This window comes from Ruania zhangjianzhongii, assembly GCF_008000995.1.
Lineage (GTDB): Bacteria > Actinomycetota > Actinomycetes > Actinomycetales > Beutenbergiaceae > Ruania > Ruania zhangjianzhongii.
Window position 1 is genome coordinate 2,876,883 of record NZ_CP042828.1, and the last position, 25,999, is coordinate 2,902,881.

Below are 25,999 nucleotides of genomic sequence, written 5' to 3' on the forward strand. Positions count from 1 at the left end.
GACACCCTGGGAAGAAGGCACTTTGATGTCCGCTACGAACAGTTCCGTGCCTGCCATGGTGCGTGCGGATCTGCCCAGTCCCGTCCCGGTCGAGGAGTACGAGCAATGCCCGGTCACCGACGTGCTCCGTCGCATCGGTGACAAGTGGTCGATCCTGGTGATCGTGCTACTCGGCAAGCGCCCGCATCGCTTCAACGAGCTCCACCGAGGCATCGAGACGATCAGTCAACGGATGCTGACGCGCACGCTGCGCGGATTGGAGACCGACGGACTCGTGCACCGTCAGGTGTTCCCCACCAAGCCTCCGGCCGTCGAGTACAGCCTCACCCCGCTCGGCCGCTCGCTCCTGGTGCCGCTCTCCTCACTCGCCGACTGGGCGGTCGAGCACCGGCCGCAGATCGCTACCGCCCGCGACTCCCAGCACTGACGGCACCGACCTCGGCCCGGGTGGGATCCTAGGTCCGCCAGCAGAGGCAGAACGGGTGACCGGACGGGTCGGAGTAGACCTGGTAGGCCGAACGTGTCTCACGTGTGGTCGGTTTGAGCACTTCGGCGCCGAGCGCGGTCACATGTTCGTGCGCTGCCTCGAAGTCGTCCACCCACAGGTCCAGGTGGATCTGCTGGGGAGTCCCATCCGGCCAGCCTGGCCGCATATGCTCCGGGTCGAGCTGTACGGCGATCCGGGGCTCACCGTCCACCAGTACCCGGTGCCAGTCGTCGTCGCGGTCCACAGTGCCGCCGAGCACACCGGCCCAGAAGGCGCTCTCCCCCTCCAGATCGGCACTGTCGAAGACCACCACCTGGTAGTTGATCTGCATCGCCTGCTCCTCCTCCTGATCCAATGCCCGGCTCGGTCATGGCACCGTCGAGCCGGCCGCGAGACCCTTCTGCGCTGCTGCGGTCCGCACCGCCTCGATCACCAGCTCCAACGACTGTCGTGGTGTGGCCGCCGACCGGTGCACGATCGAGACCGTACGCACCACCGGTTCCGGAATGGCCACGATGTCCACCCCGGCCGGGAGCAGTGCGAGCGCGAGGTCCGAGACGAGCGTCACACCCAGCCCGCCAGCCACCATCGCCAGCGCAGTCGCCTGTTCCTCCACCTGGTGGTGGATCCGCGGTTCAAACCCGTGCCGCCGGCAGGCGATCCGCACCGCGCGGCCGAAGTGCGAACGGGGGCCGGACAGGATCCATGGGTGCTCGGCCAGGTCTGCGAGGGAGACCGTCGCGGCCGGCACGATGCCGGCCGGTACAGCCGCATGGAGGCGCTCGACGGCGATCACTCGCCTTTCCAGTGCCGGATCCTTGGGAATCGCGTAGTCGGAGTAGTCGATCACGAACGAGAAGTCCAGAGATCCGTCGCGGACCGCCTCGGCTGTGTCCTCAGGCGGCAGCTCCGAGGTGCGGACTTCGATCCCAGGGTGGTCCACCGCCAACGTAGCCAGCGCCTCCGGCAGCAGACCGGAGGCCACCGATGCCCACACCCCCGCCTCCAGTCGGGCCGTGACCCCGCCCTGCGCGGACTCCAGAGCCACAGTCGCGCGTTCGGCAGAGGCAAGGATGTCCTCGGCATGCTCGTTCAGCAACAAGCCCAGCTCGGTCAGTCGCACCCGCCGCCCGAGCTTCTCGATCAGCTGCACTCCTACCTCGCGCTCCAACTGTGCCAGCTGCTGGGAGACCGCGGAAGGACTGTAGTGCAGTGCTGCCGCCGCAGCGGTCACCGTGCCGCGCCGGTGCAGTTCGCGCAGCATCCGCAACCGACGCAGCGAGAGCTCCATAACGGTCAGAGTACGCACCATGAAGCAACAGTGAAGGTGAACGTGCACGAATCATCGATGGACGGCCCACCGACACGCGGCGCACCCTGGGATCACAGACCCGATAGGGGTGCCACTGTGGTGCTCCCAACAGATGCACAGCATGGACGCAGGAGGTGGTGGAAATGACGACCCTGGACAACATCCCCCGGGCAGGGAACGGACACGAGAAGGATGTGGCCGCGGCCACTGCCAGCCCGATCGACCAGGAGCCATACCAGCGGCTCACCTGGACCGATCCGGAGACGGGAGCCACCGGCTACCTGGTGATCCACACGCTGACCTGCGGGCTCGCCACCGGCGGGCTGCGGATGCGGCCGGGCTGCACCATGCACGAGGTGGAGGACCTCGCCCGTGGGATGGCCACCAAGACCGCCACGTTCGGTCTGCCCGTGGGCGGCGCCAAGGGTGGCATCGACTTCGACCCGAAGGACGAACGGGCCTTCGGCGTGCTGGTCCGCTACTGCCTGGCGATGCGGCCGTGGCTGGACAGCCACTGGGTCACCGCTGAGGACCTGGGTGTCACCCAGCAGCTGATCGACGAGGTGTTCGCCGAGGTGGACCTCGGTCAGTCGTTCCACGCCGCGATCCAGCGCTCGGCGAACCCGGAGGCCACCTTGGAGCGGGTGCACGCGGGCTTGTCCGCGCTGACCGCGGATGGCCTTCTCCTCGGTGACATCATCGGCGGTTACGGAGTGGCGCAGGCCTGCCTGGCCGTGGTGAACGCCCGCGGCTGGGACGAACGGCGCACCACGGCCGCGATCCAGGGCGTGGGCACGATGGGCGGGGGCACCGCCTGGTACCTGCATGAGGCCGGCGTCCCGGTGGTGGCCCTCGCCGATGCGATCGGCACGCTGTACTCCCCCACTGGCCTGGACGTGCCCGCCCTGCTCGATCTGCGTAACACCTACGGCGAGATCGACCGCTCCCGCGTGCCGGACGACGTCGCCCAACTCCCCCGCGATGCGGTGCTGTCCATGGAAGCGGACATCCTCGTGCCAGCGGCCATCTCCTACGCCATCCGTGCCGACAACGTCGACACCATCTCGGCGCGTGTGGTGGTCGAGGCCGCGAACAACGGCGTGCTGCCCGAAGCAGAGGCCGTGCTGACCGCACGAGAGATCCTGGTGATCCCGGACTTCGTGGCCAACGCCGGTGCCGCCGTGTGGGCCTGGTGGCTGCTGCTCGGCGAGGTCGGGCTGGACCCGTACGAGTCCTTCGACCGGCTGCGACTGGAGATGTACGCCCGGGTCAACCAGATGATGGCCGAGTGGAACACCATCGGCGCCCCGCCACGGACCACAGGCCTGGGGATCGCCGCCGCGAACCTCAAGTCGCTGGCCGGGGTACACGAGCTGACCATTCCCTGACGGTCCAACCGTTGGGCCCCGCCCACCCCCGCTCTCGTACCGGGCCGGCTAGAACGGGGGTGGGGTGTCGGGGTGGTGGCTCAGTGGGGTGGTGCTGCCGTCGGGGTTGCGGCGGTAGCGGTGCCCGGTCGGGGTGGTCCATTCGAAGACCCCGGGAGCGGTCTGCTCGAGCTCGAAATCGCCGTGGGTCTTGGCCTGGTGGTCCCGCTGGCACAACGGGCCCAGATTCGCCGGAGCCGTCGACCCACCCTCGCCCGGGTCGGTGTGGTCCCACGCCAGGGTGTGATCGAGCTGGCACTCGGTCGCCGGGGTGGAGCACCCGGGCCGCACACAAGAGACATCTCGGGCCCGGACATGGTCGGCCAACGCACTCGAGGGCCGATACCGGGTATGACCCAGGTCCAGCAACTGATCGGTGACCGGGTCGGTCACCAACCGACGCCAAATCCCACCCGCAGCCAACGCACGAGCAGTAGCAGGAGTGATCGGCCCATACCCACTCAGGAACGGCACCGCCTCGCCGCTGATGCTAGGACCCACGTCGATCACAGTCTCACTCGGCACATACCACGGCGCCTCCAGACCAGCCGACACACCCGACCCGGTCGAGTCTGCAGGTTCTGCCGACCCGATCCGGCGGCCACCACAGGTGCAGGCCGATGTACCTGCGGGTGCGGGTGCCGGTGGTGCGGTCAGCATCCGGCGCAGCACACCCGCCTCATCACCACAATCAACCCCCACACCTGGATCGAGACCGGGATCGGGGTTGGGGTGGGCTCCGGTACCGGTGCTGGCCCCGGTACCGGCGTTGGCCTGTGCCGGGGCGTCCGGGATCAGGTGGCCGATCGGGACCGTGACATGAACCTCCGGCTTGCGCCCCTCGCTCTGAGCCAGTGGCAGGCCCAAGTGCTTCGGACCCAGATGCCCACTCACCAAAGCCTGAGAACCCACCCCCGCGAGAGCATCGAAGCGCAGCTGGCCCATGGTGCGCGAGTCCCCTTCACTTTTGGCGGCTTTCGCGTGAGCATGCAACGCCTGATCCAACGCAAGCACATCAGCAGCCGGACCCTCGATCGTCATCGCCGCCACCTCATCAGCCAACACCCGGGGCCGGCTCACCCGCCGCCGCGCCCGCCGCCGCTGCGCACGAGCCTCAGCCTCAGCCGGATCCACAGCGATCAACGCCCGAGCAATATCACGACGCAACTGCCCCGCACTACGCCCCGAAGCCCCCGGCAACACCTCATCCTCCACCGCCATCGCCACCTGCCAAGACGAATCCGCCAACCCATCAGCAATCACCCGCCCACGCTCAGCATCGATCCACCCCCATCGCAGCGCCTCACCCGTATTCACCAGATGAGTACCCCACGCCCGGCCCCGCCGCACCAGATCCCGGCACTGCCCCCGCGTCCACCCCAACCGCACCGCCAACTCCTCCGGAGCAGTACACCCCTTCTCCGCATCCGTGGCAGTAACCCGACCGGTATCGGCATCAACACTCTCGACCGCCAACGCCGGCGGATTCATCGACGCCCGCTCCGCAAGCACCCCCGCCGCCTGCGCCCTCACCGCCTCCGCACACGCCGAGATCCGGTTCGCCGCAGCCACCGCCTCCACCAGCCCCCCATCCCCGGTCGCGTCCAGATCCAACGCCAGCAACCGCTCCAACAACGCACCACCAGTACCCATCCGCACCAGCTGCTCATCCACGCCCAAACCCTCGAACTCAGTCAACAACCGAGCCATCACCCCCACAGCACCACCCCGCCCGCAGCCCCCAGCACCGGAGCCCCCATCACCGGAACCCTCCGAGAAGATATCAACGTCGCCGCCCATAGAACTAGTGTACTATTTCGAACACCCGTTCGCTAGACTCTCCAGGGTATTTCTACGAAATTCTCGCCCCATCCGCGATGACCCGTCCCGGTCCAGCCACCACACCGCCGTCGGCGTACCGCTCGCCACCCACGCACGGCGACACCCAGGGCCCGGCGTCCACCCACGGCACGACAACCACCCAACGAACGACAATCACCCAAGCCACAGCGACCACCCAAGACACAGCGACCACCGCCCCCGCCCCCGCCAACCGGTCAGCCCCGGGTGACCCTCCGCACTCCAGCCAACACTTCGCCGTCGGCGTATGACGTCCTGTCCAGCGCGCGATGGATCGTGAGGCCTTCGATCAGCGCGTCCAGGACCCGCGCGGTGACCGGGTCGAAGTGTCGCTCCAGCGCCGCTCGGCTTCGCGCCATCCACTGCTCGGTCAGCCTGCGAAACTCGGGATCGCGGGCAGCAAGGGTGTACAGCTCATGGGTGAGCACCACGTCCCGTTGAGTGCGGAACACATCCGTGGTGATCAGGGTCGCGACAGCGAGCTCGGCCTCCGCACGGTCGGCAGCGGCAGCAAGCCGGCGGTCGAACTGGTCCGCCACCGAGTCGGCGAACCGGGCGAATGCCGCCTGCAGCAGGCCCTCCATCCCGTCGAAGTGGTAGGTCATCGACCCGAGTGGAACGTCCGCCGCTGCCGCTACCTTGCGGTGCGAGGTCCCGGCCACGGCGTGGGCGGCGATCACGTCGAGACAGGCATCGATGATCCGATCCCTGCGCTGCGGGTCAACCCGCCGGACCTGGCGGGCCCTGTCGTCGGGCGTGGGGGAACTCACGTACCGCATCGTAAAGGAGATGCGTACGATCGTACATATGCCGATCGAGACCGGCCGCTCTCCCGCCCGCTCGCACCAGCGTGCCCGGGCCGCAGTAGCGGCACTGTTCCTCACGAACGGCGCCCTGTTCGCCAACCTCCTCCCCCGCTTCCCGGAGATCAAGGCCAGTCTCGGACTTGAGAACGCGACCTACGGGGTCGCCGTCGCGGCCTTTCCCGCCGGTGCGATCGCAGCCGGCCTCTTCGCCGCCGCCCTGATCCGCCGGTTCGGCTCCGCACCGGTGGCGGTGGTCGGCACCCTCGGCACCAGTATCGGCATCCTGCTCGCGGGCGTCTCCCCCTCTGTCGGACTATTCGCGGCGGCCCTGTTCCTCGGCGGTGCGATGGATGCGATCACCGATGTCGCCCAGAACGCGCACGCGCTCCGGGTCCAGCGCGGGTATGGGCGGTCGATCCTCAACTCCTTCCATGCCGTGTGGTCGATCGGTGCAGTGATCGGTGGGTCGATGGCTGCCGGGGCGATCGCTCTGGACTTGCCCCTGGGACTGCACCTGGGCATCTCGGCCGTCCTGTTCGCGGTCGTCTCCCTGATCGCCCTGCGGTACTGCCTCCCCGGCGCAGACCGCCCCGAGGATGCCGTCGCCGCCGATGGCGCCGAACTGTCCAACAGCATCCGCATCCGAGTCGGTTCCCGCACGATCGGTGTCCTCGCTGCCCTGGTCCTGATCGCGATCGCGGGCACGCTGGTGGAAGACGCCGGCAACTCCTGGGCCACCCTGTACCTGGGCTCCGGACTGGGTGCGCCGGCCGCTCTCGCCGCCACCGGCTACATTGCGATGGTCGGTGCGCAGTTCATCGGCCGGATGCTCGGCGACCGGTTGGTGGACCGGTTCGGTCAGCGCGCCGTCGCCCGCGCCGGTGGCGTGGTCGTCGCCCTCGGCATGGGTGTGGCGCTGGCCCTGCCCACAGTGCCGGGAACGGTCGTGGGCTTCGCTCTGGCCGGGCTCGGGGTGGCGACTCTGGTACCGGCTGCGATGAGCGAGGCGGACAACCTCCCCGGGCTGCGGCACGGTACCGGTCTCACGGTGGTGTCCTGGCTGATGCGGCTCAGCTTCCTACTCTCTCCGCCGCTGGTCGGCCTGGTCGCGGACGCCACCTCGCTGCGTCTTGGCCTTCTGGTGATCCCCCTCGCGGGCCTGGCCGTGGTCGTGCTTGCCCGAGTGCTGCCGACCCGGCGCACGGCGGGCTGACGCTCAGCCCTGCTGACTGACCTGGAGCGGCCCGGCGAGCGCGCCGCCGTCCACCGGCATCGTGATCCCGGTGATCCACGCGGCGTCGGTCGAGGCCAGGAACGCGATCGCGGCGGCCAGATCCTCCGGTTCGCCGACCCGGCCGAGCGGGCTGAACCGGGCCAGTCGGTCCAGCTGCCCCGGTTGGTGGTCCCAGTTCCGGGTACGGACTGTGCCCGGTGCCACCACGTTGAACCGGACACCGTCCGGTCCGTAGCGCACGGCAAGGTTGCGCACCAGGTTGCTCAGGCCCGCTTTGGCGGCACCATAGGCCTCCTCCCCGAACGCCGTCAGACCGTTCACGGAGGACACCAGCACCACCGCCGGGTGCGCACTGCGCTGCAGCAGCGGCAACGCGGCTCGGATGCAGCGCATCGTGCCGGTCAGGTTCAGCTCGATCAGATCGGACCAGAGCTCGTCGGTCTGCTCGTCGAAGATCGGCATGGCACAGGACCCACCGGCCACCGTGACCAGCTGGTCCAGCCTGCCATAGCGCTCCTCGGTGGCGGCAACGGCAGTGTCGACGGACTCTCGGTCGGTCACTTCGCATTCCACCGCACTCGCCCGCTCACCCAGCTCGCCCGCCAGTTGCTCTGCCGCGACCAGGTCACGGTCGCCGATCACCACTGATGCACCCTCCTGGTGCAGCCGCCGGGCGGTCGCCGCCCCGATACCGTGTGCCGCACCGCTGAGGAAGACCACCTGGCCGTCGAATCGCATGCCGGAAAGTGTAGGTGCCTCTCCCGTCACCGATCCGCTTCGGCCGGGAGCCCGCGCGAGAACGCCGGCGTCAGCCGGTGGGTCGGCGCACCACTATCCGTCGACGCGATCAGCCACATAGAGCAGTTCGCGCGCGACGTTCTGATAGCTCAGGTGCTCGATGAACTGGTACGTCGCCCCTGCGCTGATGCACATGACGTGCTGCCCGGCCAGCTCCGCTATCTCCGGGAACAGGTATCCCTGCTTCACGACGATCACCGAGTAGTCTGCAGGATCCAATCCGGCGGCCCGGAAATGGTCGAGCGTCACGAACGATCCCGGCCGATCGGTCACCACCACATCCACATTGCCAACGGTGACCGTGCAGGTGTTCCCTACTTTGTCCTTGGCCGAGCTCATGTAGCCGAGGAGATCACCCCTCGCCTTCAGCACACCCTCGACCTCGATCGGACGGCTGTACTCGTCATGGTCCATCCCCACCGAAACTCGGACCCGATCGTTCAGGCTGTGCCCGCGCAGCGCCAGGAAGGAGTCTGGAGACCAGATCGTGCTCACACACACCCGCTCCTTGTGTTCCCGGCCGAGAACCTCCTTCAGGACGACGGTGCTGTACCCGGCGCCGCCACCGGTGGTGTTGTCTCCCGAGTCCGAGACGACTAGCGGAGCTCGTCCAATTCGGGTGAACGCGTCGACTGTCGCGGTGACCTCGAGGGTAGGGGTCTCGAACTGGAACTCCCGGTATCGCTCCAACACGAGGTCGCGAATCTTGTCCGCTTGTTCTCGAGCGAGTCCAGCACACTCGGGACGCTCCGGTACTACCACCACCGACGCTCCACATTGACTGACGTCCGCCCAGGCGAAGCCTACGAAGAACGACGCATCCATGATCCCCGGGAGCGCCTCCACCTCATCGAGCGCAGCCAGGATGTCGGACAGTGGACTGCTGGCCGACAGTGGAATGTCCCCGCTGATCACAAAGGGCACCTGGCTGTGGGCCACTGCACCGCCTTGCACTTTTCCGCTGAGAATCTCCAGCAGATGGTGTGCCGTCCTGCGTTCGATCTCTGGCTGATCCACATGCGGAATCGTGCGGTAGGAACGCAGCACCGTAGCCAGCTCGGGGACGCGAGGGTCGAGGTTTCCGTGCGGATCGAGCGCGACTGAGATCGGCATCTCAGCCCCGACTCGCTCGCGAACCGCCTGAAGGAGGTCGACCTCTGCTGCCCCCACCCCGTCGATCAACATCGCGCCATGGAGATGCAGCCAGATGCCATCGAGGTCTGAATGCTGTTCAACTGCCCGGAGCAGGCGGGCCTTGAGGTATTCATACGCTTCGCGGGTCACCGGTCCGGACGAGAACGCTGTGGCATAGACGGACGGCACCACGTCGGCTCCCGCCTGACGGAAGACCGCCGTGCTGGCGAAGCGGTCAAGGATCTCCTCACCCTCGCGCACCACAAACTGGTCAAGGCCGGTGAGAAAGGGGTTGAACGTGTTGGACTCGTGATAGATGAGCCCGGACAAAATCTTCATCGCTGTGGTTCTCCATTACCTTCTGGGAGTAGTGCGGGCCGGAGTGCTTGCCCGCTGTGCTGTTCCGCCTGCTGGGTTTGCGGTCTCCTACCGCTTTCGCTTGGACCGCACCATGAGGTCGAACCACACCGCCGCGAGGAGGATGGACCCCTTGATCACCATCTGCAGGAAGGCGGACACATTCATCAGGCTCATGGCGTTGTCGATGCCGGTAAGCAGCAGGGCACCCAGGAGAGCCCCCGGGATCGCCCCGCGGCCGCCCGCAAAGCTGGTTCCTCCGATGACCGCTGCAGCGATGGCATCCAGCTCCAACAGTTCGCCTGCAGTGGGGGCTGCTCCGCCCAGACGCGCCGTCATCAACACCCCGGCGATCCCGTAGATGGCGCCCATCACCAGGAAAGACTTGAACAGGTACCAGGGCACCCGCAGCCCGGCCAGGTGGGCGGCCTGCGGATTTCCGCCAACCGCATACACACCCCGGCCAAATGCCGTCGAGGACAGCAGCAGGCTCACCCCGACCACGGTGATCCCCGCGATCACCACTGCCATCGGGAGTCCGTTGTAGCCGAGCGCCACCCACACACCGAGAGCGCCGACGCAGGCCACGATCGCGACCTTCTTGACCGTGTCGGAACGCCTCTTCTCCCACCGGACCAGGCGGACGCCCCGCCGCACGGTCGTCCAGATCACCAGGGCTGCCGCCGCGCCGATCACCACCGCAGACACGACCGGTGGGATATAACCCTCACTGAGCCAGATCAGGCTTTGCGGTGCCGGGCCAATAGCCGTGGCGTTGGTCCACACGTAACCGATGCCCTTGAAGATCATGCTCCCCGCCAGGGTGACCACGAAGGCAGGAATCGCGAACTTGGCGACCATCAGGCCCTGGAACGCTCCAAGCAGGAGCCCGACCAGCACGCCCGCCGCAACCGACACCGGCAGCGAGAATCCGTGCGTGACGGACAGTTGGGCGACAACGACGCTGACAAGATACACAGCCATTCCGGCGCTGAGATCGATCTGCCGAGCAATGATCAGCATCACCATGCCGGCGCTCACCACGCCGAGGATCGCTGATTGCTTCAGCAGCAACGTCAGGTTGCGTTGCGACAGAAAGACGCCGTTGGTCTCGTTGTTGAAGTAGAACAGCGCAAAGATCGCGAGGGCAGCAAGAGCAAGGTGATACCAACGCACGTCTCGGAGCCGCGACTTTCGCGGTCCTGATGGAGAGGATTTCTGAACGAGATGCTGATCGTCACTGACAGTACTAGAAGACATGGTCAACCTCCTGAGAATGTGGAACCAGGGTCGCGGCTTCGAGAATTTCCTGGGAGCTGGCTTCGCCAGCATCGAACTCACCGGTAATGCGCCCTCTTTGCATCGCGAGGATGCGGTCGGCCATACCCATGACCTCGGGGAGGTCAGACGAGATCATGATGATTCCCGTCCCACGGGCAGCGGCTTCGTTGAGGATGCGGTAGATCTCTGCCTTGGCGCCGACGTCCACTCCCTGGGTCGGTTCGTCCAGGATCAGTACGTCGAGCTCCTGAGCCATGAGGCGAGCGAGCATCACTTTCTGCTGATTTCCGCCGCTCAGGTTGACGACCTCAGTCAAGAGGTCGCGTGTCTTGATGCGGAAGTGGCTGCTGTACTCCTCCGCGAGCTCGTACTCGGCCTTCCGGTCCAACCACCCAGCCCTGGAGAGGCGGCGCAGGCTGCTCACCGAGATGCTCCGGGTGATGTCGAGATTGGGGATCACCGCAGTTGACTTGCGATCCTCGGGCAGGTAGCCGTACCCGAGCTCAAGGGCCTCACCGGAGTGCGCAACGCTTGTCACCGTGCGGTCCCCGATCCGGAGCTCTTGAAAGCTGCCGCCGGGTGCGTGGCCGATCAGCGCCGTCGCCAACTCTGTGCGCCCGGCTCCGACGAGGCCGAAGATCCCGAGAACCTCCCCCCGGCGCACCTCGAACGAGACGTCGTCGACGACATTGATGGCGGGAACCATCGGGTGCGGTACGGTCGCCCCCTTGACCGCGAGCACGGCGTCCCCGACGCTCGCCTGCCGCTCCGGGAAGAAGGAGTCCATCTCCCGGCCGATCATCATCTTGACAATGTGCTTCTCGGACAGCTCGGACGCCAGGTCGGTATCGACCAGCCGGCCGTCGCGCAGCACCGTCACCGAGTCCGAGATACGAAGGACTTCCTCGAGGCGGTGGGAGATGTACAAGCACGCGATTCCGCGGGCGGCCACCTTCGCAACCTGTTCGAAGAGCAGCTCGCTCTCATGCCCGGACAGGGTGGCAGTCGGCTCGTCGAGGATCAGTACCTTCACATCCTTGGACAGCGCTGAGGCAATGGCCACCATCTGCTTCTGCGCTGTGCCCAGCTCACCGACCAGCGTGGTGGGCGAGGCACCGATATTCACCGGTTCCAGGTATTCCTCAGCCAGGCTGAGCATCTTCTTCTCGTCAACGAGGCCGATTCTCTTCGGAACCCGATTGAGAAACAGATTCTCCGCAATCGAGCGGTCATCGACCATATTCATCTCTTGCGGGATCATCACGATCCCGTTCCGCTCGGCGTCTGCGACACCGGAAAAATTCTTCTCCCGGCCCTCGAGCTGTATCAGCCCCCGATACTCACCCCGCGGATATACGCCGGCCAGCACTTTCATCAGTGTTGACTTTCCCGCGCCGTTCTCCCCCACAATCGACCGGACTTCACCCGGTTCGACTGCGATGGAGACGTGGTCGACCGCAAGAACACCCGGGAACTCGACCGAAATATCTTGTGTTTCCAGAAGCATCGATTCATCCGCCCTCATTGTCGGAGATTGAGTATCTGCTGCTCAGCCCTGTTCGCCACAGTCCTCGGGCACTTCCGTCGTCGCGAACACCTCTTCCTCAGTGATCCAGCCTTCGGGTGCGATCTCGTGGATGAAGCGGCACAGATCCTCCCGATAGATCGGCACCACCTGGGCGAGCCCGGTGGGAACCTCAGGTCCCCCGTTACTGGTCGTGTCGTCCGCTTCCGGCACCTCACCGCGAGCCAACTGGATCGCTGCGTTGATCGCCGTCTCGGCATGATCATCGAGGTCGGTCCAGATCGACATGGTTTGGACTCCCTCCGCGATCAGCTGGGCGTTGGCAGGTTCCACATCCAGGCCGGAGACGAACACCTCGCCCTCGAGCCCGCGGCCCCGGACCGCCTGGACCACGCCCATGGCCAGCCCGTCGGTGCCAGCGATGAAGGCCGTCACATCATCGTTGTGCGCCGAGAGAGTGTTCTCGGCCAGGGAAAGGGCTCCCTCCGTGGACCAGGACGGAATCCACTGGTCAGCCACCACGGTGAGGTTGGTCGCGTCAGCGAGCACGTCGTCGTAGCCGGCCGCGATGCCCTGCGCCACCATGTTCGCAGCGTCTCCCTTGAGCAGGGCGATGTTCGCGGTGTCGTCGCCAATGTATTCCAGGGCCGCGCGGGCCTGCTCGACGCCGACCGCCCGGTTATCGCGGGTTACGAAATAGTCGACCTCGAGGTCCTGAGGCAGAAGATCGTAGGCAACGATCGGAATACCCTCGTCCCTGAGCGTCTGCAGGTAGGAGCCTCCGACGCGGTCATTGACAGGCACGGTAATCAGCGCGTCGACCCCCTGCGACATCAGATTCTCGTACTGGTTTCCCTGCCGGGTGATGTCATCATTGGCCCACTGGACGATCACCTCGGCCCCCTGCTCGGCGGCGATGCGTTCCATCACGGCGACTTCATGGTGCCAACGGGCCTGCTCGGCGGTCTTCATCGCGATACCGATCAACGGGACATCGTCGTCCGATCCCCCTATCTCTGTGGTGTTCCCTGTTCCACATGCACCCAGAGCCAAAGCACACGAGGCGGCAACAGCGGCCAGCACGACGTGTTGGCGTTTCATGGCACCCTCCTTCTCCTGTTCGGCAACCTCTACTGCGCGACCAACACACGATCCGGAGCGAGGAAGGCCGGAGCAAAGTATCCCGGGGTATTGGAAAGGGGCAGCACCGAGTCATCGATGGCGATGCCGAGCTCCTGCTTCATGAACGTGCGGCGCGCCTCGATCCGGGACCAGACCGCCGGATAGGTGGTGGCCAGCTCAGCACGCAGTCCAGCGTCGGCAAGAGCGACCCCGTCCTCACAGTTCAGCTGCATTCCATCGGGGAGCCCAGCGGGGATGACGTCGCACTGTAGTGCCATCCCCGAGGCTAGGGATGTGTCGTTACCGGGTTGCACGTTCGTGCTGACCCACTCCTCGGTAGCGGTGAGATGTCCCGGGTTGAGCGCAGGATGCATCCCACCGACAGCCAACCGCTCGGACACCGCCTCATGCAGGTCACCACCGGAGATCCCGGGCCGAACGGTCTCGTACCACGTGACCAGGGCCTCGAAGTAGGGCGCGGCCCACCGGTTCACGAAGTCGTCGTCGGCTTCGGCCACGACGCCGGCCCGGCAGGAGAGGCCTCCCCAGTACCCCACGGCGGCAAAGATCGGATCATCGTGCTGAACGATGCGCGCTCCCGGGCTGCGCAAAGCTGCGCCCCCGCCGCGTCCGGTCGCGAACATCGGATGGCAGGTCATCGGTTCCCCCGCGTACCCCATCGCGGACATCGTCTGCAGCTCGGTCAGCCCGGGCCGCACTGCGCGAACGATGCGCGCTACCGCATCCGAGGCACGGGATGCTCCCCATTCGAGCAGGGCGATGTTCTCAGCCTCGTTGTCGGCCCTCATCCCGCCGACTGGGTCGATCAGCAGGCGCGTGTGCTCCACCAACTCGGCCTGGCCTGCCACTGCGGTCAGGGCGCTCAGGACGTAGGCCGGTACGAAGTGGTTCTGCCCCGGCACTTCCTCGAACACTTCCGGGTACTTCCATCCCACCACCGAGATCGAGCGCGCTGAGGACAGGCCAGCATCCCGGAACACCGCATCCAGCGTCCTGGACTGCTGCCGCTTCTGCCCCATCAGTGAGAACGTCTGGCACAGCACCACCTCATGGTCACCGCGGACCACGTGGGAGTACATCTCGCCCTCGTTTCCGACCACCAGGGCGCTTCGACCGTCAGGACCGAGGAGGAGGACCGCTTCCTCAAACCGGGGATCGAAATTGCTGAGGTAGTGAATGTTCCCGAAGTGCTCGCGATCGCCCCAGACCAGCACCCAGTCGGAACCTGCTGCGGCGTAGAGCTGGCGACAACGGTTCTGGAACACTTCGTCGGAGAGCGCGACTCTCTCCACCGCGGTCTCGACGGTCAGCGGACGCAATTCCCGCAGAGCAACAGCCATTCGGCTTCCCTTCGTCCAAGCGGACGCATCCTCACTTGATGCGCTTCCGCGTGCCGGTCGTCGTGAGTCTCACGCCGCGCCGGGCGAACTGTTAGCGGTAACGGTACCGGTAACAGTTCATTCGGGCAAGGGTGCTGCTCTGCGCGAGCGCCGCCACCGGCGGGGGCGAGCCAGCTCGGCTGACTGGCACTAACCGCGGCCCACTGGGCTACCGGCGTCGACACCTCACCAGACTCGGGACGGCCTCATCCTTCGCCTGCCGGCACCGGGCCGGTGGTTCCCCGGACCACCAGCTCGCCCCTCATCGAGACCACTCGTGACCTCACCCCCAGCTGGCGGAACAGCCGTTGGATGATGTTGCGGCCGAACGCACGGTTGTCCACCGACACAGTCGTCAACGGGGGGAGGTAGTAGGCGCCGTCCGGTAGGTCATCGAATCCGAGCACGCTCACCTCCTGCGGGACCCGCAACCCCGCGCCGGCCAGCCAGTTGAGGGCGCCCAACGCCATGTGGTCGTTGGCACAGACGATCGCTGTAGCTCCGAGCCGCGGATCGAACGCAGCGGCCATGGCCTGATAACCACCCTCGGCAGACCAATCGCCTTCGGCTTCGGCAACCACCTCTCCCCCGTGCTCTTGGGCGACGGCGTGCAGTGCCTTCCGCCGAGCGCGGGATGCTGGCCAGTCCAACGGGCCCGCGATGTGGAAGAACCGGCGGTGTCCGAGATCCACCAGGTGCTCCACACCGATGGCGAAGTCCGGTTCGGGATGCCGCCCCGGGTTCTTGCGCGCCGAGCGTTCCACGATCACGGGGCAGGACACCTGGCTGGCATCGATCACCTGGAGCATGGAGTCCGACGCGGCCAGGACGACAGCACCGGCCAACGAGCTTTCCGCCATGATCTCCACCGCCTGCGAGACACTGGCAGGATCTTCCGGGTCCACACTGACCAAGTCCAGGACATACCCGGCTTTTCGTGCCTCTGCGGCAGCACCGTCCATGATCGCCAGGAGCGCCCACTGGGCCTGCGCGTGGACGAACGCGCCGATCCGGTACGAGCGATTCGTCGCCAACGCCTTGGCCAACTGGTTCGGCCGGTAATTGAGCGCAACGAGTGCAGCCTCGACCTGGGTCCGCGTGTGCTCCCGCACCCCTTCCCCCCGGAGGAATCTCGCGACAGTCTGGTGGGAGACTCCCGCCATCCGCGCGACGTCATAGATGGTGGCGGGTCGACGCTTGTCGCGGGGCGAGGCGGACACGGCGCTCAGTATATGTCCAGGAAATCGCCCGGGGGGCGAGTGTGAGGGGAGGCTCGCGGGAGAGTGCGGCCTGCCAGCGCCGCCGGGTCAGCGAACCTGACACCGCCGCAGCGCAGCGGCAGAACCCGCATCCGCTCAGCTCCCGAGTACCAGCCGCAGCACCGCGTCGGCGTTCGCCCGACCCACCCCGTGGGCGAGCACCAGCCGGTCCGCCGCCGGTGCGCCGTCCGCTGTTCCGCCGTGGATCACGACGGCGTCCGGTCGCCGGGCCAGCAACAGGCTCAGGTCCTGCTGCTCCCGCACATCCGCGAGCGGCTCGCGAGTGAGCGCGAGCACCGGTCCCTCGCCCAAGCCGGTCAGCACCTCCGCCAACGGTGGCGCATCGACCGCACCGGCGAGCACCACCTGAGCATCGGGCGCCCGGTCCGCCAGTGCGTTCGCGAACCCGGGGGCCACCCTGCCGGTGGCCTGGTTGTACCGGCGCCGTAGGTCCACCAGCACGGGCGGGCCGCCGCCGGCGAGCCGCACGTCCCCCCGCGCCACCCGGACGGCGGCGCGCGCGGCCTGCAGACCGACTTCGGCCACCGCGGCCTCTGCCTCCGCCGGACCGAGCTCAGGCGCCGCGGCCCGATAGCCGGCGATCCGCTGCTGCAGCGTGCGGACCCGGGCGATGCTTCGCTCGAGCGCCTCAGCCGCCAGCTCGCCGCGGGCTAGCCCGCCCACGATCGCCTCGGCGGCCGCCTCGAAGATTGCCACATCGTCCCGCCCGCCGGTGGTGCCCAGGCAGAGCAGATCGGCCCCGGCTTGCAGCGCCCGCACGCAGGCCGCGCCGATCCCGTCAGCATCGGCCAAGCTCACCGCCTGCATATCCAGTGCATCGGTGACGATCACCCGGTCCTCCCCGCCAGGCAGGCGGCGGGCCAGCGCGGTGACCGCCGGTTCCAGGCTCGCTGGCTTCGGTCCGAGGGCGGGGATGTGCAAGTGCCCGGTCATCACCGCATCCAGTCCCGCCGCGGCCGCTGCTTCGAACGGTGGCAGGTCACGATCAGCGAGCACCTGCTCGCTGATGTCCAGCCGCGGCAGCTCCAGGTGGGAGTCGGTGGTGGTGGCGCCGTGGCCCGGGAAGTGCTTGGCGCAGCCGGCCACTCCCCCGGCATGCAGTCCGGCCAGGAACGCCACACCGTGCCGGGAGACCTGGTCAGCATCGGAGCCGTACGAGCGCACTCCGATCACCGGGTTGGTCGGCTCGCTCGCCACGTCCAGCACCGGCGCGAGGTCCAGGTCGATGCCGGCGGCCCAGACCAGGGCACCGAGCGCCGCGCCGGCGCGCTCGGTCAGGTCCAGATCGTCGGCCGCTCCGAGTGCTCCGGCGCCGGGCAGCGCCGAGCCCGAGGCGGCCTGCAGCCGGGACACGTCCCCGCCCTCCTCGTCCACGGTGATCAACACCGGGCCCGCGGCGTGCACGGCATCAGTGAGCGCCCGGGTGGTGGCGATGTCGGGGGCGTTCTGCGCCACCAGCATCACGCTGCCCAGGCCTTCAGCGGCAGCGTCGAGCAGCCAGTCCGGTGCGGTGGCGCCGTTGAAGCCCGGCATCAGCACCCCGAGGGCCAACTGCCGGGGCGAGCGGGGTGATCCAGCGGACGACGGCGGCGTGGTGGTTCTGTGCATAGCACCCATCATGCTAGGTTCGGTAACTCATTGACCAGCCGGGGACGCATTCCGTAATCTGCTTACGTCCCAAGGGGGAAGACACTGTGGGGAGAAGTCAGTGACGCACCCGTCGCCACGGACCGGACTGAGCCGCGTGCTGGAGAACCCGAGCCTGATCGGAACCGGCCCGATCGCGCTGTGCGGCAACTACACCGCGGTCACCGAGGACCTGCGTCGCGGTGTGGACGCCCTCGTCGACGCCGGACTCCCGGTGCGCTGTCTGCTCACCCCGGAGCACGGCTACTGGGGCGCGGTCCAGGCCGGGGAGAGCGAGGGGGATGGCCGGGACGAGCCGACCGGACTGCCGGTGCTGGACACCTACCAGGTCAGCAGCCCGGAGCTGGACGCGATGCTCCAGCGCACCGGTACCGAGCAGATCGTTCTCGACCTGCAGGACATTGGCACCCGGTTCTACACCTACACCTGGACGCTGTTCGACCTGCTCTGCTCCGCCGCCCGCACCGGCCACCGGGTGGTGGTCCTGGACCGGCCGAACCCGCTCGAAGGCCGGGTGGCCGGGCCCGGGCTCGCGCCGAGCTGCGCGAGCTTCGTCGGCCGGGTCTCCATCCCGCTCCAGCACGGCCTGACCATCGGGGAGCTTGCCCGCTGGTTCAACGCCGTGCACGTACCCGAACACACCGGCACCTCGGCCGACCTGGACGTCATCACCACCGGGGGCCACCGGGACGCACGCGGGGATCAGCCGTGGGTGCTGCCCTCACCCAACATGCCCGCCCCGGATACTGCCGTGCTCTACCCGGCGACCGGACTGCTGGAGGGCACCACGCTGTCCGAGGGCCGGGGCACCACCAAACCGTTCGAGCTGTTCGGTGCCGGCTGGACCGACGCCCGGCTCGCCGCCGCCCTGGCCGAGCAGGAGCTGCCTGGCGTGCTGGTGCGCGAGGCGGTCTTCGCGCCGATGTTCTCCACGTGCGCCGGCCAGCGAGTGCATGGCGCGCAGCTGCACCTGATCGACCGCGAGACGTTCGACCCGGTCCGCACCGGCCACACTCTGCTGGCCACCATCGCCGATCTCTACCCCGACCAGCAGCTCTGGCGGGAGGCCAACGCCGGGCGGCCGCCGTTCCTCGATCTGCTCTGGGGCAGCCCGGCGCTGCGCGAGGGCATCGACGCCGGCCACTCGCTGGCCCAGATCCTCGCCGTCAGCCCGGCCACGCCCACGCCCCCTGCCGACGCTCTGCTCTACTCCCCCGACACCCGAGACCCGGAGGCACCTGCGTGACATCCAGAACCATCCTCGCCGTCGGCGGGCACATCGGCGATATGGACCTCGCCGCCGGTCCGCTGCTCGCCCAGAACGCGCTCGACGGCGGACGGTCCGTGCTCCTCGCCCTCACGCCGGGCGAGCGGGGCCACCCACGCCTGAGCGTGGCCGAGTACAAGGAGCAAAAGATCGCCGAAGCGCACGCCTTCGCTGCCGGAATCGGCGCCGAGGTGATCGTCTACGACGACCTCTCCGACGGGTTCCTGCACTGCACCGACGAGCTGGCCGCCCGGCTCGCCCGGGACATCCGCACCATCGGCCCGGACCTGCTGCTCGCACACTGGGGCCGCAGCATGCACACCGACCACGAACAGGCCAGCCTGCTCGCCGAACGGGCCCGGTTCCTCGCCGGACTGCCCGGGTGGGAGGAGGACCCCGACGCCACTGACGGCCCCGGCCGCCGGCACGGGGTAGGCCAGCTGCTCTACACCGAGAACTGGGAGGACGCCGAGGGTTTCGTCGCCACCCGGTACGCCCCGGTCTCGGAGCAGGCCCGGAACCTCTGGCACGAGGCGATCAGCGGCCAGGCCTTCGCCCGCGGGGAGACCTACGGCTTCCGCTACATCGACTACTACGGCGCGCAGCTGATCACCCGGGGCTGCCTGACCCGGGCGAGCTACGCCGTCGCCCTGGCCGATTCCGGCCACCGGCTGCGGGAGGTGTGAGCCGATGACCACCACCTACCGCAGCCACCGCAGCGGCGATGCAGCAGCACTGGCCGCACTCACCACCGTCGCGATGCCGCAGGATGCGGTCGATACCGACTGGTTCACCGAGAACGTGCTCCTGGACGCGGGCTTCCAGCCCGAGGGGCTGATCATCGCAGAGCACGACGGCGCACCGATCGGTTTCGTCTACGCGGTCACCACCGCGGGAGCTGCTCCGCGCGAGGACGCCCCCGGCGGCTGGCTCACCATCGGCTGCGTACACCCCGACCACCGCGGCCGCGGCGTGGGCACCGAGCTGCTCGAACGCGCCGGCCGGTACCTGCACGATCGAGGTGCCGCCTGGGTGAACGTGGCCGCCTATGCCCCCGCCTACTTCGTGCCCGGACTGGACGCTGTCGCCTACCCGGAGGCAGCCCGGCTGCTGGACCGGCACGGCTTCACTCGTCTCTACACCGCAGCGGCGATGTCGATGGAACTGAGCACCTACCGCACACCCACCGAGGTGCTCGACCTGGCCGAGCAGCGCGAGGCCGAGGGCTACCAGCTCGGCCCGGCCGCCCCGGACGACCTGCCCGAGGTGCTCCAGTTCGCCGGTGACCACTTCGCCCCGGACTGGGCCCAGGCGGTGCGCGACGCTGTGCTCCGGCACGGCCACCTGGAGCGGCTGCGGATCGTCCGTGGCCCGCAGGGGATCGCTGCCTTCGCCATCTACGGCGCCTATCGGGGGCTGCGGGAGCGGTTCGGGCCGTTCGGGGTGGACGAGTCCCTGCGCGGCACCGGACTGGGCAAGATCCTGCTGCACCACACGCTGACCGCGATGCGCGCCGAAGGGGCGCAGAGCGCGTGGTTCCTCTGGACCGGAGAGGAATCCCCTGCCGGTCACCTGTACCGGCGCACCGGGTTCACCGTGACACGTCGCTTCGACGTGCTGCGGCGCGAACCTGCCCATCTACCCACCCAGACCACGAGGGAGAGGTCCGTATGAGAGTCCGACGACTCACCACCGCGGCCGCCGCACTCACCGGCGCCGCACTGATCCTCACCGCCTGCTCCGGCGGCGGGGACGGTTCCGGCGGTTCCGGCGGCGAAGGAGGTGAGGTCCAGCCGCTGACCATCCACGCCAACTCCTCGAACAGCTACCAGCGCAACTTCAACCCGTTCTCCACCAGCGTGCTGCACGGGGCACGCGGGATGATCTACGAGCCGTTGGTTGCCTCCAGCCCACAGTTCGAGGAGCCGGTGCCCTGGCTGGCCGAGAGCGTGGAGTTCAACGACGACGGCACGGTGATGACGTACACGCTGCGCGACGGAGTCACCTGGTCCGACGGTGAGGAGTTCAACGCCGAGGACGTGGAGTTCACCTTCACCATGTTCGTGGACCAGCCGGCCACGAACCTGTCCGCGCTGGACGTGGTCGGGGCCACCGCCACCGATGACCTCACCGTGGAGATCGAGTTCTCCGAGCCGATGTTCGCCTTCGAGCACGCGGTGGGAAACTCACTGATCGTACCGGAGCACATCTGGTCCGAGATCGAGGACCCGATAGAGACCACGAACGAGGAGCCGGTCGGCACCGGCCCGTTCCTGCTGGAGGACTTCGAGCAGCAGCTGTACACGATGACCAAGAACGAGGACTACTGGGCCGCGGACGAGGTCGAGGTGGAGCAGCTGCGCTACCCGGCGAACACCGACCAGACGTTCACCACCAGCCTGCAGGCCGGGGAGATCGACTGGTCCGGCGGCTTCGTGGCGAACATCGACGACATCTTCGTGGCCCAGGACCCGGAGAACCGCGGCTACTGGTACCCGGGCGGCGGGCTGGTCAGCCTCACCCCGAACACCCAGGAGGCACCGTTCGACGACCCGGAGCTGCGCGAGGCGCTCAGCCTGGCGATGGACCGGGACCAGATCTCCGAGGTGGCGATGCAGGGGTACACCCCCGCCGCCCACCCGACCGGTCTGCCGCAACCGGCCTACCAGGACTCGCTCAGCGCCGACTACGCCGACGCGGCCTTCGCTCGGGACGTGGAGGCTGCCAACCAGATCCTCGATGACGCCGGCTATGAGAGGGGTGCGGACGGGGTGCGCACCACCCCCGACGGCGAGGCGATGTCCTACCCGCTGGAGATCCCCTCGGACTGGGTGGACTGGGTCACGATCAGCCAGCTGCTGGTGGAGCAGTACGCCGAGGTCGGTATCGAGATCGTGCCGCAGGGTGTCTCCTTCGAGGCCTGGGTAGAGACCCGGAACTCGGGCAACTTCGCCCTGACCATCTCCGCGACCGCGATCGGGCAGAGCCCGTTCGACATGTACCGGTCGATGATGAGCTCGGAGTACGCCAGCGACGGTGCGGTACGGCAGAACTTCAGCCGCTTCTACAACGACGACGCCGACGCAGCGCTGGACGCGTACGCCGGTACCGACGACGAGGCGGAGCAGCAGGCCGCACTGGACTCGCTGGAGCAGATCATGGTGGAGCAGCTCCCGCTGGTCCCGATGATCCAGTCGCCGAACTGGTTCCAGTACACCAGCGAGCGCTGGGAGGGCTGGCCCACCGAGGAGAACCCGTACGCCTTCGGGGCTCCGTTCCAGAACCCGGACATCATGCTGGTGGTCCGGAACCTCACCCCGGCGCAGTGACCGCCGGCGCGGGTGCCGGCCCACACCGCCGGTCGGCACCCGCGCTCAACCCAGAGAGAGCCTCCGCGTGAAGTATCTGCTGCGCAAGATCGCGCTGTACGCGTTCATCGCCTGGGCGGCGGTGACGCTGAACTTCCTCATCCCCCGGCTGATGCCCGGGGACCCGGTGACGCTGCTGATCGAACGCACCGAGGGGCGAATCAGCCCCGAGGCGATGGCGGCGATCGCCGAGAGCTACGGCATCACCGACGCTCCGTTGCACGAGCAGTACTGGACGTACCTGCAGAACCTGTTCGCCGGTGACCTGGGGCTCTCGATCGGGTTCCACCCCACTCCGGTGGCCGAGATCGTCATGGGTGCGCTGCCGTGGACCCTCGGCCTGGTGGGCGTCACCACCATCATCAGCTTCTTCGTCGGCACCGGGCTGGGGGTGGTGCTCGCCTGGCGTCGCGGCTCCTGGACCGACCACGCGCTGCCCACGCTGACCTTCCTGAACGCGGTGCCGTACTTCTGGATGGCGCTCATCCTGGTGCTGCTGCTCTCGGTGAACGCAGACATCTTCCCGGTCGCCGGCGCCTACGACGTGTCCGTCGACCGCGCCTGGAGCTGGGAGTTCATCTCCTCGGTGCTGTACTACGGCACGCTGCCGGCGATCACCATCGTGATCGCCTCGTTCGCCGGCTGGGTGCTGAGCATGCGGAACATGACCGTCACCGTGCTCGGCGAGGACTTCGTCACGATGGCCGAGGCCAAGGGGCTGCCGAAGCGGATGGTGCTGGTCAACTACGCCGCTCGGAACGCAATCCTGCCGTCGGTGACCGGGTTCGCGCTGGCGCTCGGCGCCGTCGTCGGCGGCTCGATGCTCACCGAGGTGATCTTCAACTACCCCGGAGTTGGCTACACGCTGTTCCAAGCAGTGCAGAACCAGGACTTCCCGCTGATGCAGGGCCTGTTCCTGATCATCTCCCTGGCGGTGATCGTGGCGAACCTGCTCGCCGACATCGTCTACATCTTCCTCGACCCGCGCACCCGTCAGGAGGCCTGAGGTATGCGACTGCGATCCTGGCTGCCCACGTCCGGCAAGGTGCTCGCCGGACTGATCATCGTGATCTTCTTCGCCCTGGTGGCGATCGTCGGGCCGATGCTCACCCCGTACGGGCCGCGCGCCAGCGGCGGGGAGATCCTCGCGCCGCCCTCGGCCGAGCACTGGCTCGGTACCACCCAGACCGGACAGGACGTGTTCGCCCAGTTCGTCTACGGCTCCCGGGTATCCCTCGCGGTCGGTGTGTTCGCGGGTGTGGTCTCCCAGGTGGTGTCCATCCTCATCGGGGTGGTCGGCGGGTACTTCCGCGGCCTGGTGGACGATCTGATGTACATCCTCACCGCGGTGTTCCTGGTGATGCCAGGAATGCCGCTGCTGATCGTGCTCACCGGCTACCTGCCCTCCCGCGGAATGGTCTCGGTGGCAGTGGTCATCGCGATCACCTCCTGGGCTGGATCGGCACGGGTGCTGCGCGCGCAGACCATGTCGCTGCGCCGGCGCGACTTCGTCGAAGCGGCCCGCGCCACCGGCGAGTCCCGGGTGCGGATCATCGTCAGCGAGATCATGCCGAACGCGCTACCGCTGATCGCCTCGGGCTTCCTGTTCTCGGTGATCGCCGGCATCCTCTCCGAGGCCGGCCTGTCCTTCCTCGGTCTCGGTTCGCTGACGTCCACCAGCTGGGGCTCGATGCTCTACTTCGCCCAGAACGCCCAGGCGTTCCTGATCGGGGCGTGGTGGTGGTTCGTCCCACCAGGTCTGGCGATCGCGGTGATCGGCGCCGGACTGGCGCTGATCAACTTCGGCATCGACGAGTACGCCAACCCGCGGCTGCGCACCGGGAAGAGCCGCGCCAAGGCTGCTCCCGTCCCGCTCGCCGGTGCGACCGCCGGTGAGGCCGCCACCGCCAAGACGGCCGCCGAGGCGATCACGTCCCCCGATGCCCCCTCCGACGTGCTCCCGGTACCCGAGGCCCAGCCGCAGATCCGCACCGGGGGCAGCGAGGGGGAACCGGTGATCGAGGTGCAGCACCTGGTGGTGGACTACGCGACCGCAGAAGGGCGCGTGCACGCGGTCCAGGACGTCTCCCTGACGCTGCGCCGCGGAGAGCTGCTCGGCCTGGCCGGAGAGTCCGGGAGCGGCAAGTCCACGCTCACCAACGCGATCACCCAGCTGCTACGCCCACCGGCGGAGGTGACCAGCGGTTCGATCACCTACCACCGGGAGATTCGGGCCACCGGCAAAGCGCCGAAGCGGCAGGAGGTGGACCTGCTGCACCTGCCTGCCGAGGAACTGCGCCAGTTCCGCTGGACCGAGCTCTCGATCGTGTTCCAGAGCGCGATGAACGCCCTGAACCCGGTGATGCGCGTCTCCGCCCAGTTCGACGATGTGCTCCGGGTGCACCGGCCACAGATGCGACCGGCGGCCAGGGCGGAGCTGGCCCGCACGATGCTCACCAAGGTGGGCGTCGATCCCGACCGGATCACCGCTTACCCGCACGAGCTCTCCGGCGGGATGAAGCAGCGGGTCGCGATCGCGATCGCGCTGGTCTGCGACCCGGACGTGATCGTGATGGACGAGCCGACCACAGCACTGGACCTGCTGGTACAGCGGGAGGTGCTGGACCAGGTGATGGCGCTGCGGGACGAGTTCGGCTTCGCGATCATCTTCACCACTCACGATCTCGCCCTGCTGCTGGAAGTCTCCGACACGATCGCGGTGATGCAGCGCGGGCGGCTGGTGGAGTACGGCGCCGCGACCGACGTCTACACCGACCCGCGGCACCCGTACACGCAGGCACTGCTGCGTTCACTCTCTGACCTTGGAGCGCTGGTATGACGGGTAGAAGCGATACCGCCGAGGAGACCACGACGGCCGGGACCGGCGCCGAGGTCGTGCTCGAGGCACGAGAGCTGGTGAAAGACTTCGCCGGGCGGCGGCGTGGGCTGCGGCGCGAGCAGATGCGCGCCGTCGACCGGGTCTCGCTCCAGCTCCGGCGGGGCGAGGTCACCTCGCTCGTCGGCCAGAGCGGCTCGGGGAAGAGCACCGTCGGCCGCATCCTCGCCCAGCTGATCCCGCCGACCTCGGGGGAGATCCTGCTGCACGGTGAGCCGGTGGCGGCTACCGGCGGCCGGGCGTTCATCCGGTACACCGGCACCGTGCAGATGACGCTGCAGGATCCGTTCGCCTCGCTCAACCCGGTGCACCGGGTCAGCCACGTGCTCGGCCGCGCCCTGGCGATCCACCACGGTGCCCGGCGCAAGGACGAGGTGGAGGCGAAGAGCCTGGAGCTGCTCCGCAAAGTGGAGCTGAACCCCGCCGAGCAGTACCTGCACCGGTTCCCGCACGAGCTCTCCGGCGGTGAGCGCCAGCGGGTGTCCTTCGCCCGGGCACTGGCCGCCGAGCCCCAGGTGCTGCTGGCCGACGAACCGGTGTCCATGCTGGACGTGACCATCCGCAAGGAGATGCTCGACCTGCTCGACGCTTTACGCCGCAGCGAGAACCTCGCAGTGCTGTACATCACACACGATCTGGGCTCGGCACGTGCCTACTCCAGCCAGACCCTGGTGATGTACCACGGCGTGGTGGTCGAGCGCGGCAGCAGCGCAGCGGTGATCGACGAGCCACAGCACGAGTACACCCGGCGGCTGCTCGCCGCAGCCCCGAACCCCCAACGGCGTCTGGCCGGCTGAG

General features: G+C 67.8%; 22 protein-coding genes. 10 read left to right on the forward strand and 12 right to left on the reverse strand.

All coding sequences use genetic code 11. The features are described 5' to 3' along the window. Positions 1 to 25 precede the first annotated feature (25 nt). Positions 26 to 427: a winged helix-turn-helix transcriptional regulator gene (locus FU260_RS13415; RefSeq protein ID WP_147917519.1), complete on the forward strand. Its 402-nt coding sequence runs from the start codon at positions 26 to 28 to the stop codon at positions 425 to 427. A gap of 28 nt (positions 428 to 455) precedes the next feature. Here FU260_RS13415 and FU260_RS13420 read toward each other — a convergent pair whose 3' ends face one another. Together FU260_RS13420 and FU260_RS13425 are read right to left on the reverse strand one after the other, a co-directional pair. Further along, a complete protein-coding gene (locus FU260_RS13420; RefSeq protein ID WP_147917520.1) occupies positions 456 to 818 on the reverse strand; it encodes a VOC family protein in 363 nt (120 codons plus the stop codon). A 36-nt stretch (positions 819 to 854) separates the two neighbouring features. Further along, the gene (locus FU260_RS13425) at positions 855 to 1,778 is read right to left on the reverse strand and encodes a LysR family transcriptional regulator (RefSeq protein WP_147917521.1); all 924 of its coding nucleotides are present in this window, start codon (positions 1,776 to 1,778) and stop codon (positions 855 to 857) included. Positions 1,779 to 1,942: 164 nt separating this feature from the next. On the opposite strand from FU260_RS13425, the gene FU260_RS13430 reads away from it, so the two are divergent. Beyond that, the gene (locus tag FU260_RS13430; protein ID WP_147917522.1) at positions 1,943 to 3,187 is read left to right on the forward strand and encodes a Glu/Leu/Phe/Val dehydrogenase dimerization domain-containing protein; all 1,245 of its coding nucleotides are present in this window, start codon (positions 1,943 to 1,945) and stop codon (positions 3,185 to 3,187) included. 48 nt (positions 3,188 to 3,235) lie between these two features. Here the strand turns inward: FU260_RS13430 and FU260_RS13435 are convergent, their stop codons facing one another. Further along, positions 3,236 to 5,026, reverse strand: coding sequence for an HNH endonuclease signature motif containing protein (locus FU260_RS13435; protein ID WP_147917523.1), 1,791 nt, complete (start codon positions 5,024 to 5,026; stop codon positions 3,236 to 3,238). Positions 5,027 to 5,283: 257 nt separating this feature from the next. Beyond that, complete coding sequence (locus tag FU260_RS13440; protein WP_235912342.1) at positions 5,284 to 5,856, reverse strand: TetR/AcrR family transcriptional regulator; 573 nt, start codon at positions 5,854 to 5,856, stop codon at positions 5,284 to 5,286. Between the two features lie 19 nt (positions 5,857 to 5,875). Here FU260_RS13440 and FU260_RS13445 point away from each other — a divergent pair, with 19 nt between their 5' ends. Continuing rightward, positions 5,876 to 7,105 carry an MFS transporter gene (locus tag FU260_RS13445; RefSeq protein ID WP_235912343.1) on the forward strand — a complete coding sequence of 410 codons (1,230 nt, stop codon included), beginning with the start codon at positions 5,876 to 5,878 and terminating at the stop codon, positions 7,103 to 7,105. Between the two features lie 3 nt (positions 7,106 to 7,108). Here the strand turns inward: FU260_RS13445 and FU260_RS13450 are convergent, their stop codons facing one another. From FU260_RS13450 to FU260_RS13485, 8 genes are all read right to left on the reverse strand, one after another. Beyond that, the gene (locus FU260_RS13450; protein ID WP_147917525.1) at positions 7,109 to 7,864 is read right to left on the reverse strand and encodes an SDR family NAD(P)-dependent oxidoreductase; all 756 of its coding nucleotides are present in this window, start codon (positions 7,862 to 7,864) and stop codon (positions 7,109 to 7,111) included. A 93-nt stretch (positions 7,865 to 7,957) separates the two neighbouring features. Next, a complete protein-coding gene (locus FU260_RS13455) occupies positions 7,958 to 9,397 on the reverse strand; it encodes a M81 family metallopeptidase (protein ID WP_147917526.1) in 1,440 nt (479 codons plus the stop codon). Between the two features lie 87 nt (positions 9,398 to 9,484). Continuing rightward, a complete protein-coding gene (locus FU260_RS13460) occupies positions 9,485 to 10,675 on the reverse strand; it encodes a sugar ABC transporter permease (protein ID WP_168211774.1) in 1,191 nt (396 codons plus the stop codon). Next, complete coding sequence (locus FU260_RS13465; RefSeq protein WP_147917528.1) at positions 10,665 to 12,221, reverse strand: sugar ABC transporter ATP-binding protein; 1,557 nt, start codon at positions 12,219 to 12,221, stop codon at positions 10,665 to 10,667. Before FU260_RS13465 ends, FU260_RS13460 begins: the two co-directional genes overlap by 11 nt. A gap of 24 nt (positions 12,222 to 12,245) precedes the next feature. Next, positions 12,246 to 13,322 (reverse strand): substrate-binding domain-containing protein, encoded by a 1,077-nt coding sequence (locus FU260_RS13470; RefSeq protein WP_147917529.1) that lies wholly within the window; start codon positions 13,320 to 13,322, stop codon positions 12,246 to 12,248. 29 nt (positions 13,323 to 13,351) lie between these two features. Beyond that, positions 13,352 to 14,704 (reverse strand): M24 family metallopeptidase, encoded by a 1,353-nt coding sequence (locus FU260_RS13475; RefSeq protein ID WP_147917530.1) that lies wholly within the window; start codon positions 14,702 to 14,704, stop codon positions 13,352 to 13,354. 245 nt (positions 14,705 to 14,949) lie between these two features. After that, entirely contained in the window at positions 14,950 to 15,963 is a 1,014-nt protein-coding gene (locus FU260_RS13480; protein ID WP_147917531.1) for a LacI family DNA-binding transcriptional regulator, read from the reverse strand. A gap of 135 nt (positions 15,964 to 16,098) precedes the next feature. Further along, positions 16,099 to 17,631 carry a glycoside hydrolase family 3 N-terminal domain-containing protein gene (locus FU260_RS13485; protein ID WP_168211775.1) on the reverse strand — a complete coding sequence of 511 codons (1,533 nt, stop codon included), beginning with the start codon at positions 17,629 to 17,631 and terminating at the stop codon, positions 16,099 to 16,101. A gap of 100 nt (positions 17,632 to 17,731) precedes the next feature. On the opposite strand from FU260_RS13485, the gene FU260_RS13490 reads away from it, so the two are divergent. The 7 genes from FU260_RS13490 to FU260_RS13520 all read left to right on the forward strand — a co-directional run bounded on the left by FU260_RS13490 (position 17,732) and on the right by FU260_RS13520 (position 25,998). Further along, positions 17,732 to 18,916: an exo-beta-N-acetylmuramidase NamZ family protein gene (locus tag FU260_RS13490; protein WP_147917533.1), complete on the forward strand. Its 1,185-nt coding sequence runs from the start codon at positions 17,732 to 17,734 to the stop codon at positions 18,914 to 18,916. Continuing rightward, entirely contained in the window at positions 18,913 to 19,623 is a 711-nt protein-coding gene (locus tag FU260_RS13495; protein WP_147917534.1) for a PIG-L deacetylase family protein, read from the forward strand. The genes FU260_RS13490 and FU260_RS13495 overlap by 4 nt, the downstream gene beginning before the upstream one ends. Before the next feature lie 4 nt (positions 19,624 to 19,627). After that, positions 19,628 to 20,611, forward strand: a complete 984-nt coding sequence (locus tag FU260_RS13500) for a GNAT family N-acetyltransferase (RefSeq protein ID WP_147917535.1) — start codon at positions 19,628 to 19,630, stop codon at positions 20,609 to 20,611. Beyond that, complete coding sequence (locus FU260_RS13505) at positions 20,608 to 22,266, forward strand: ABC transporter substrate-binding protein (protein WP_147917536.1); 1,659 nt, start codon at positions 20,608 to 20,610, stop codon at positions 22,264 to 22,266. The genes FU260_RS13500 and FU260_RS13505 overlap by 4 nt, the downstream gene beginning before the upstream one ends. A 67-nt stretch (positions 22,267 to 22,333) precedes the next feature. Beyond that, entirely contained in the window at positions 22,334 to 23,311 is a 978-nt protein-coding gene (locus FU260_RS13510) for an ABC transporter permease (protein ID WP_147917537.1), read from the forward strand. Between the two features lie 3 nt (positions 23,312 to 23,314). Further along, complete coding sequence (locus tag FU260_RS13515; protein WP_147917538.1) at positions 23,315 to 25,144, forward strand: dipeptide/oligopeptide/nickel ABC transporter permease/ATP-binding protein; 1,830 nt, start codon at positions 23,315 to 23,317, stop codon at positions 25,142 to 25,144. Continuing rightward, positions 25,141 to 25,998 carry an ABC transporter ATP-binding protein gene (locus FU260_RS13520; RefSeq protein ID WP_147917539.1) on the forward strand — a complete coding sequence of 286 codons (858 nt, stop codon included), beginning with the start codon at positions 25,141 to 25,143 and terminating at the stop codon, positions 25,996 to 25,998. Before FU260_RS13515 ends, FU260_RS13520 begins: the two co-directional genes overlap by 4 nt. The last annotated feature ends 1 nt before the right edge of the window (position 25,999 follow it).

Excerpts from the sequence above, each read along its gene's own strand:
- FU260_RS13415 (WP_147917519.1), top strand. The coding sequence starts at position 26 with ATGTCCGCTACGAACAGTTCCGTGCCTGCCATGGTGCGTGCGGATCTG.
- FU260_RS13420 (WP_147917520.1), bottom strand. The coding sequence starts at position 818 with ATGCAGATCAACTACCAGGTGGTGGTCTTCGACAGTGCCGATCTGGAG.
- FU260_RS13425 (WP_147917521.1), bottom strand. The coding sequence starts at position 1,778 with ATGGAGCTCTCGCTGCGTCGGTTGCGGATGCTGCGCGAACTGCACCGG.
- FU260_RS13430 (WP_147917522.1), top strand. The coding sequence starts at position 1,943 with ATGACGACCCTGGACAACATCCCCCGGGCAGGGAACGGACACGAGAAG.
- FU260_RS13435 (WP_147917523.1), bottom strand. The coding sequence starts at position 5,026 with ATGGGCGGCGACGTTGATATCTTCTCGGAGGGTTCCGGTGATGGGGGC.
- FU260_RS13445 (WP_235912343.1), top strand. The coding sequence starts at position 5,876 with ATGCGTACGATCGTACATATGCCGATCGAGACCGGCCGCTCTCCCGCC.
- FU260_RS13450 (WP_147917525.1), bottom strand. The coding sequence starts at position 7,864 with ATGCGATTCGACGGCCAGGTGGTCTTCCTCAGCGGTGCGGCACACGGT.
- FU260_RS13455 (WP_147917526.1), bottom strand. The coding sequence starts at position 9,397 with ATGAAGATTTTGTCCGGGCTCATCTATCACGAGTCCAACACGTTCAAC.
- FU260_RS13460 (WP_168211774.1), bottom strand. The coding sequence starts at position 10,675 with ATGTCTTCTAGTACTGTCAGTGACGATCAGCATCTCGTTCAGAAATCC.
- FU260_RS13465 (WP_147917528.1), bottom strand. The coding sequence starts at position 12,221 with ATGAGGGCGGATGAATCGATGCTTCTGGAAACACAAGATATTTCGGTC.
- FU260_RS13470 (WP_147917529.1), bottom strand. The coding sequence starts at position 13,322 with ATGAAACGCCAACACGTCGTGCTGGCCGCTGTTGCCGCCTCGTGTGCT.
- FU260_RS13475 (WP_147917530.1), bottom strand. The coding sequence starts at position 14,704 with ATGGCTGTTGCTCTGCGGGAATTGCGTCCGCTGACCGTCGAGACCGCG.
- FU260_RS13485 (WP_168211775.1), bottom strand. The coding sequence starts at position 17,631 with ATGCACAGAACCACCACGCCGCCGTCGTCCGCTGGATCACCCCGCTCG.
- FU260_RS13500 (WP_147917535.1), top strand. The coding sequence starts at position 19,628 with ATGACCACCACCTACCGCAGCCACCGCAGCGGCGATGCAGCAGCACTG.
- FU260_RS13505 (WP_147917536.1), top strand. The coding sequence starts at position 20,608 with ATGAGAGTCCGACGACTCACCACCGCGGCCGCCGCACTCACCGGCGCC.
- FU260_RS13515 (WP_147917538.1), top strand. The coding sequence starts at position 23,315 with ATGCGACTGCGATCCTGGCTGCCCACGTCCGGCAAGGTGCTCGCCGGA.
- FU260_RS13520 (WP_147917539.1), top strand. The coding sequence starts at position 25,141 with ATGACGGGTAGAAGCGATACCGCCGAGGAGACCACGACGGCCGGGACC.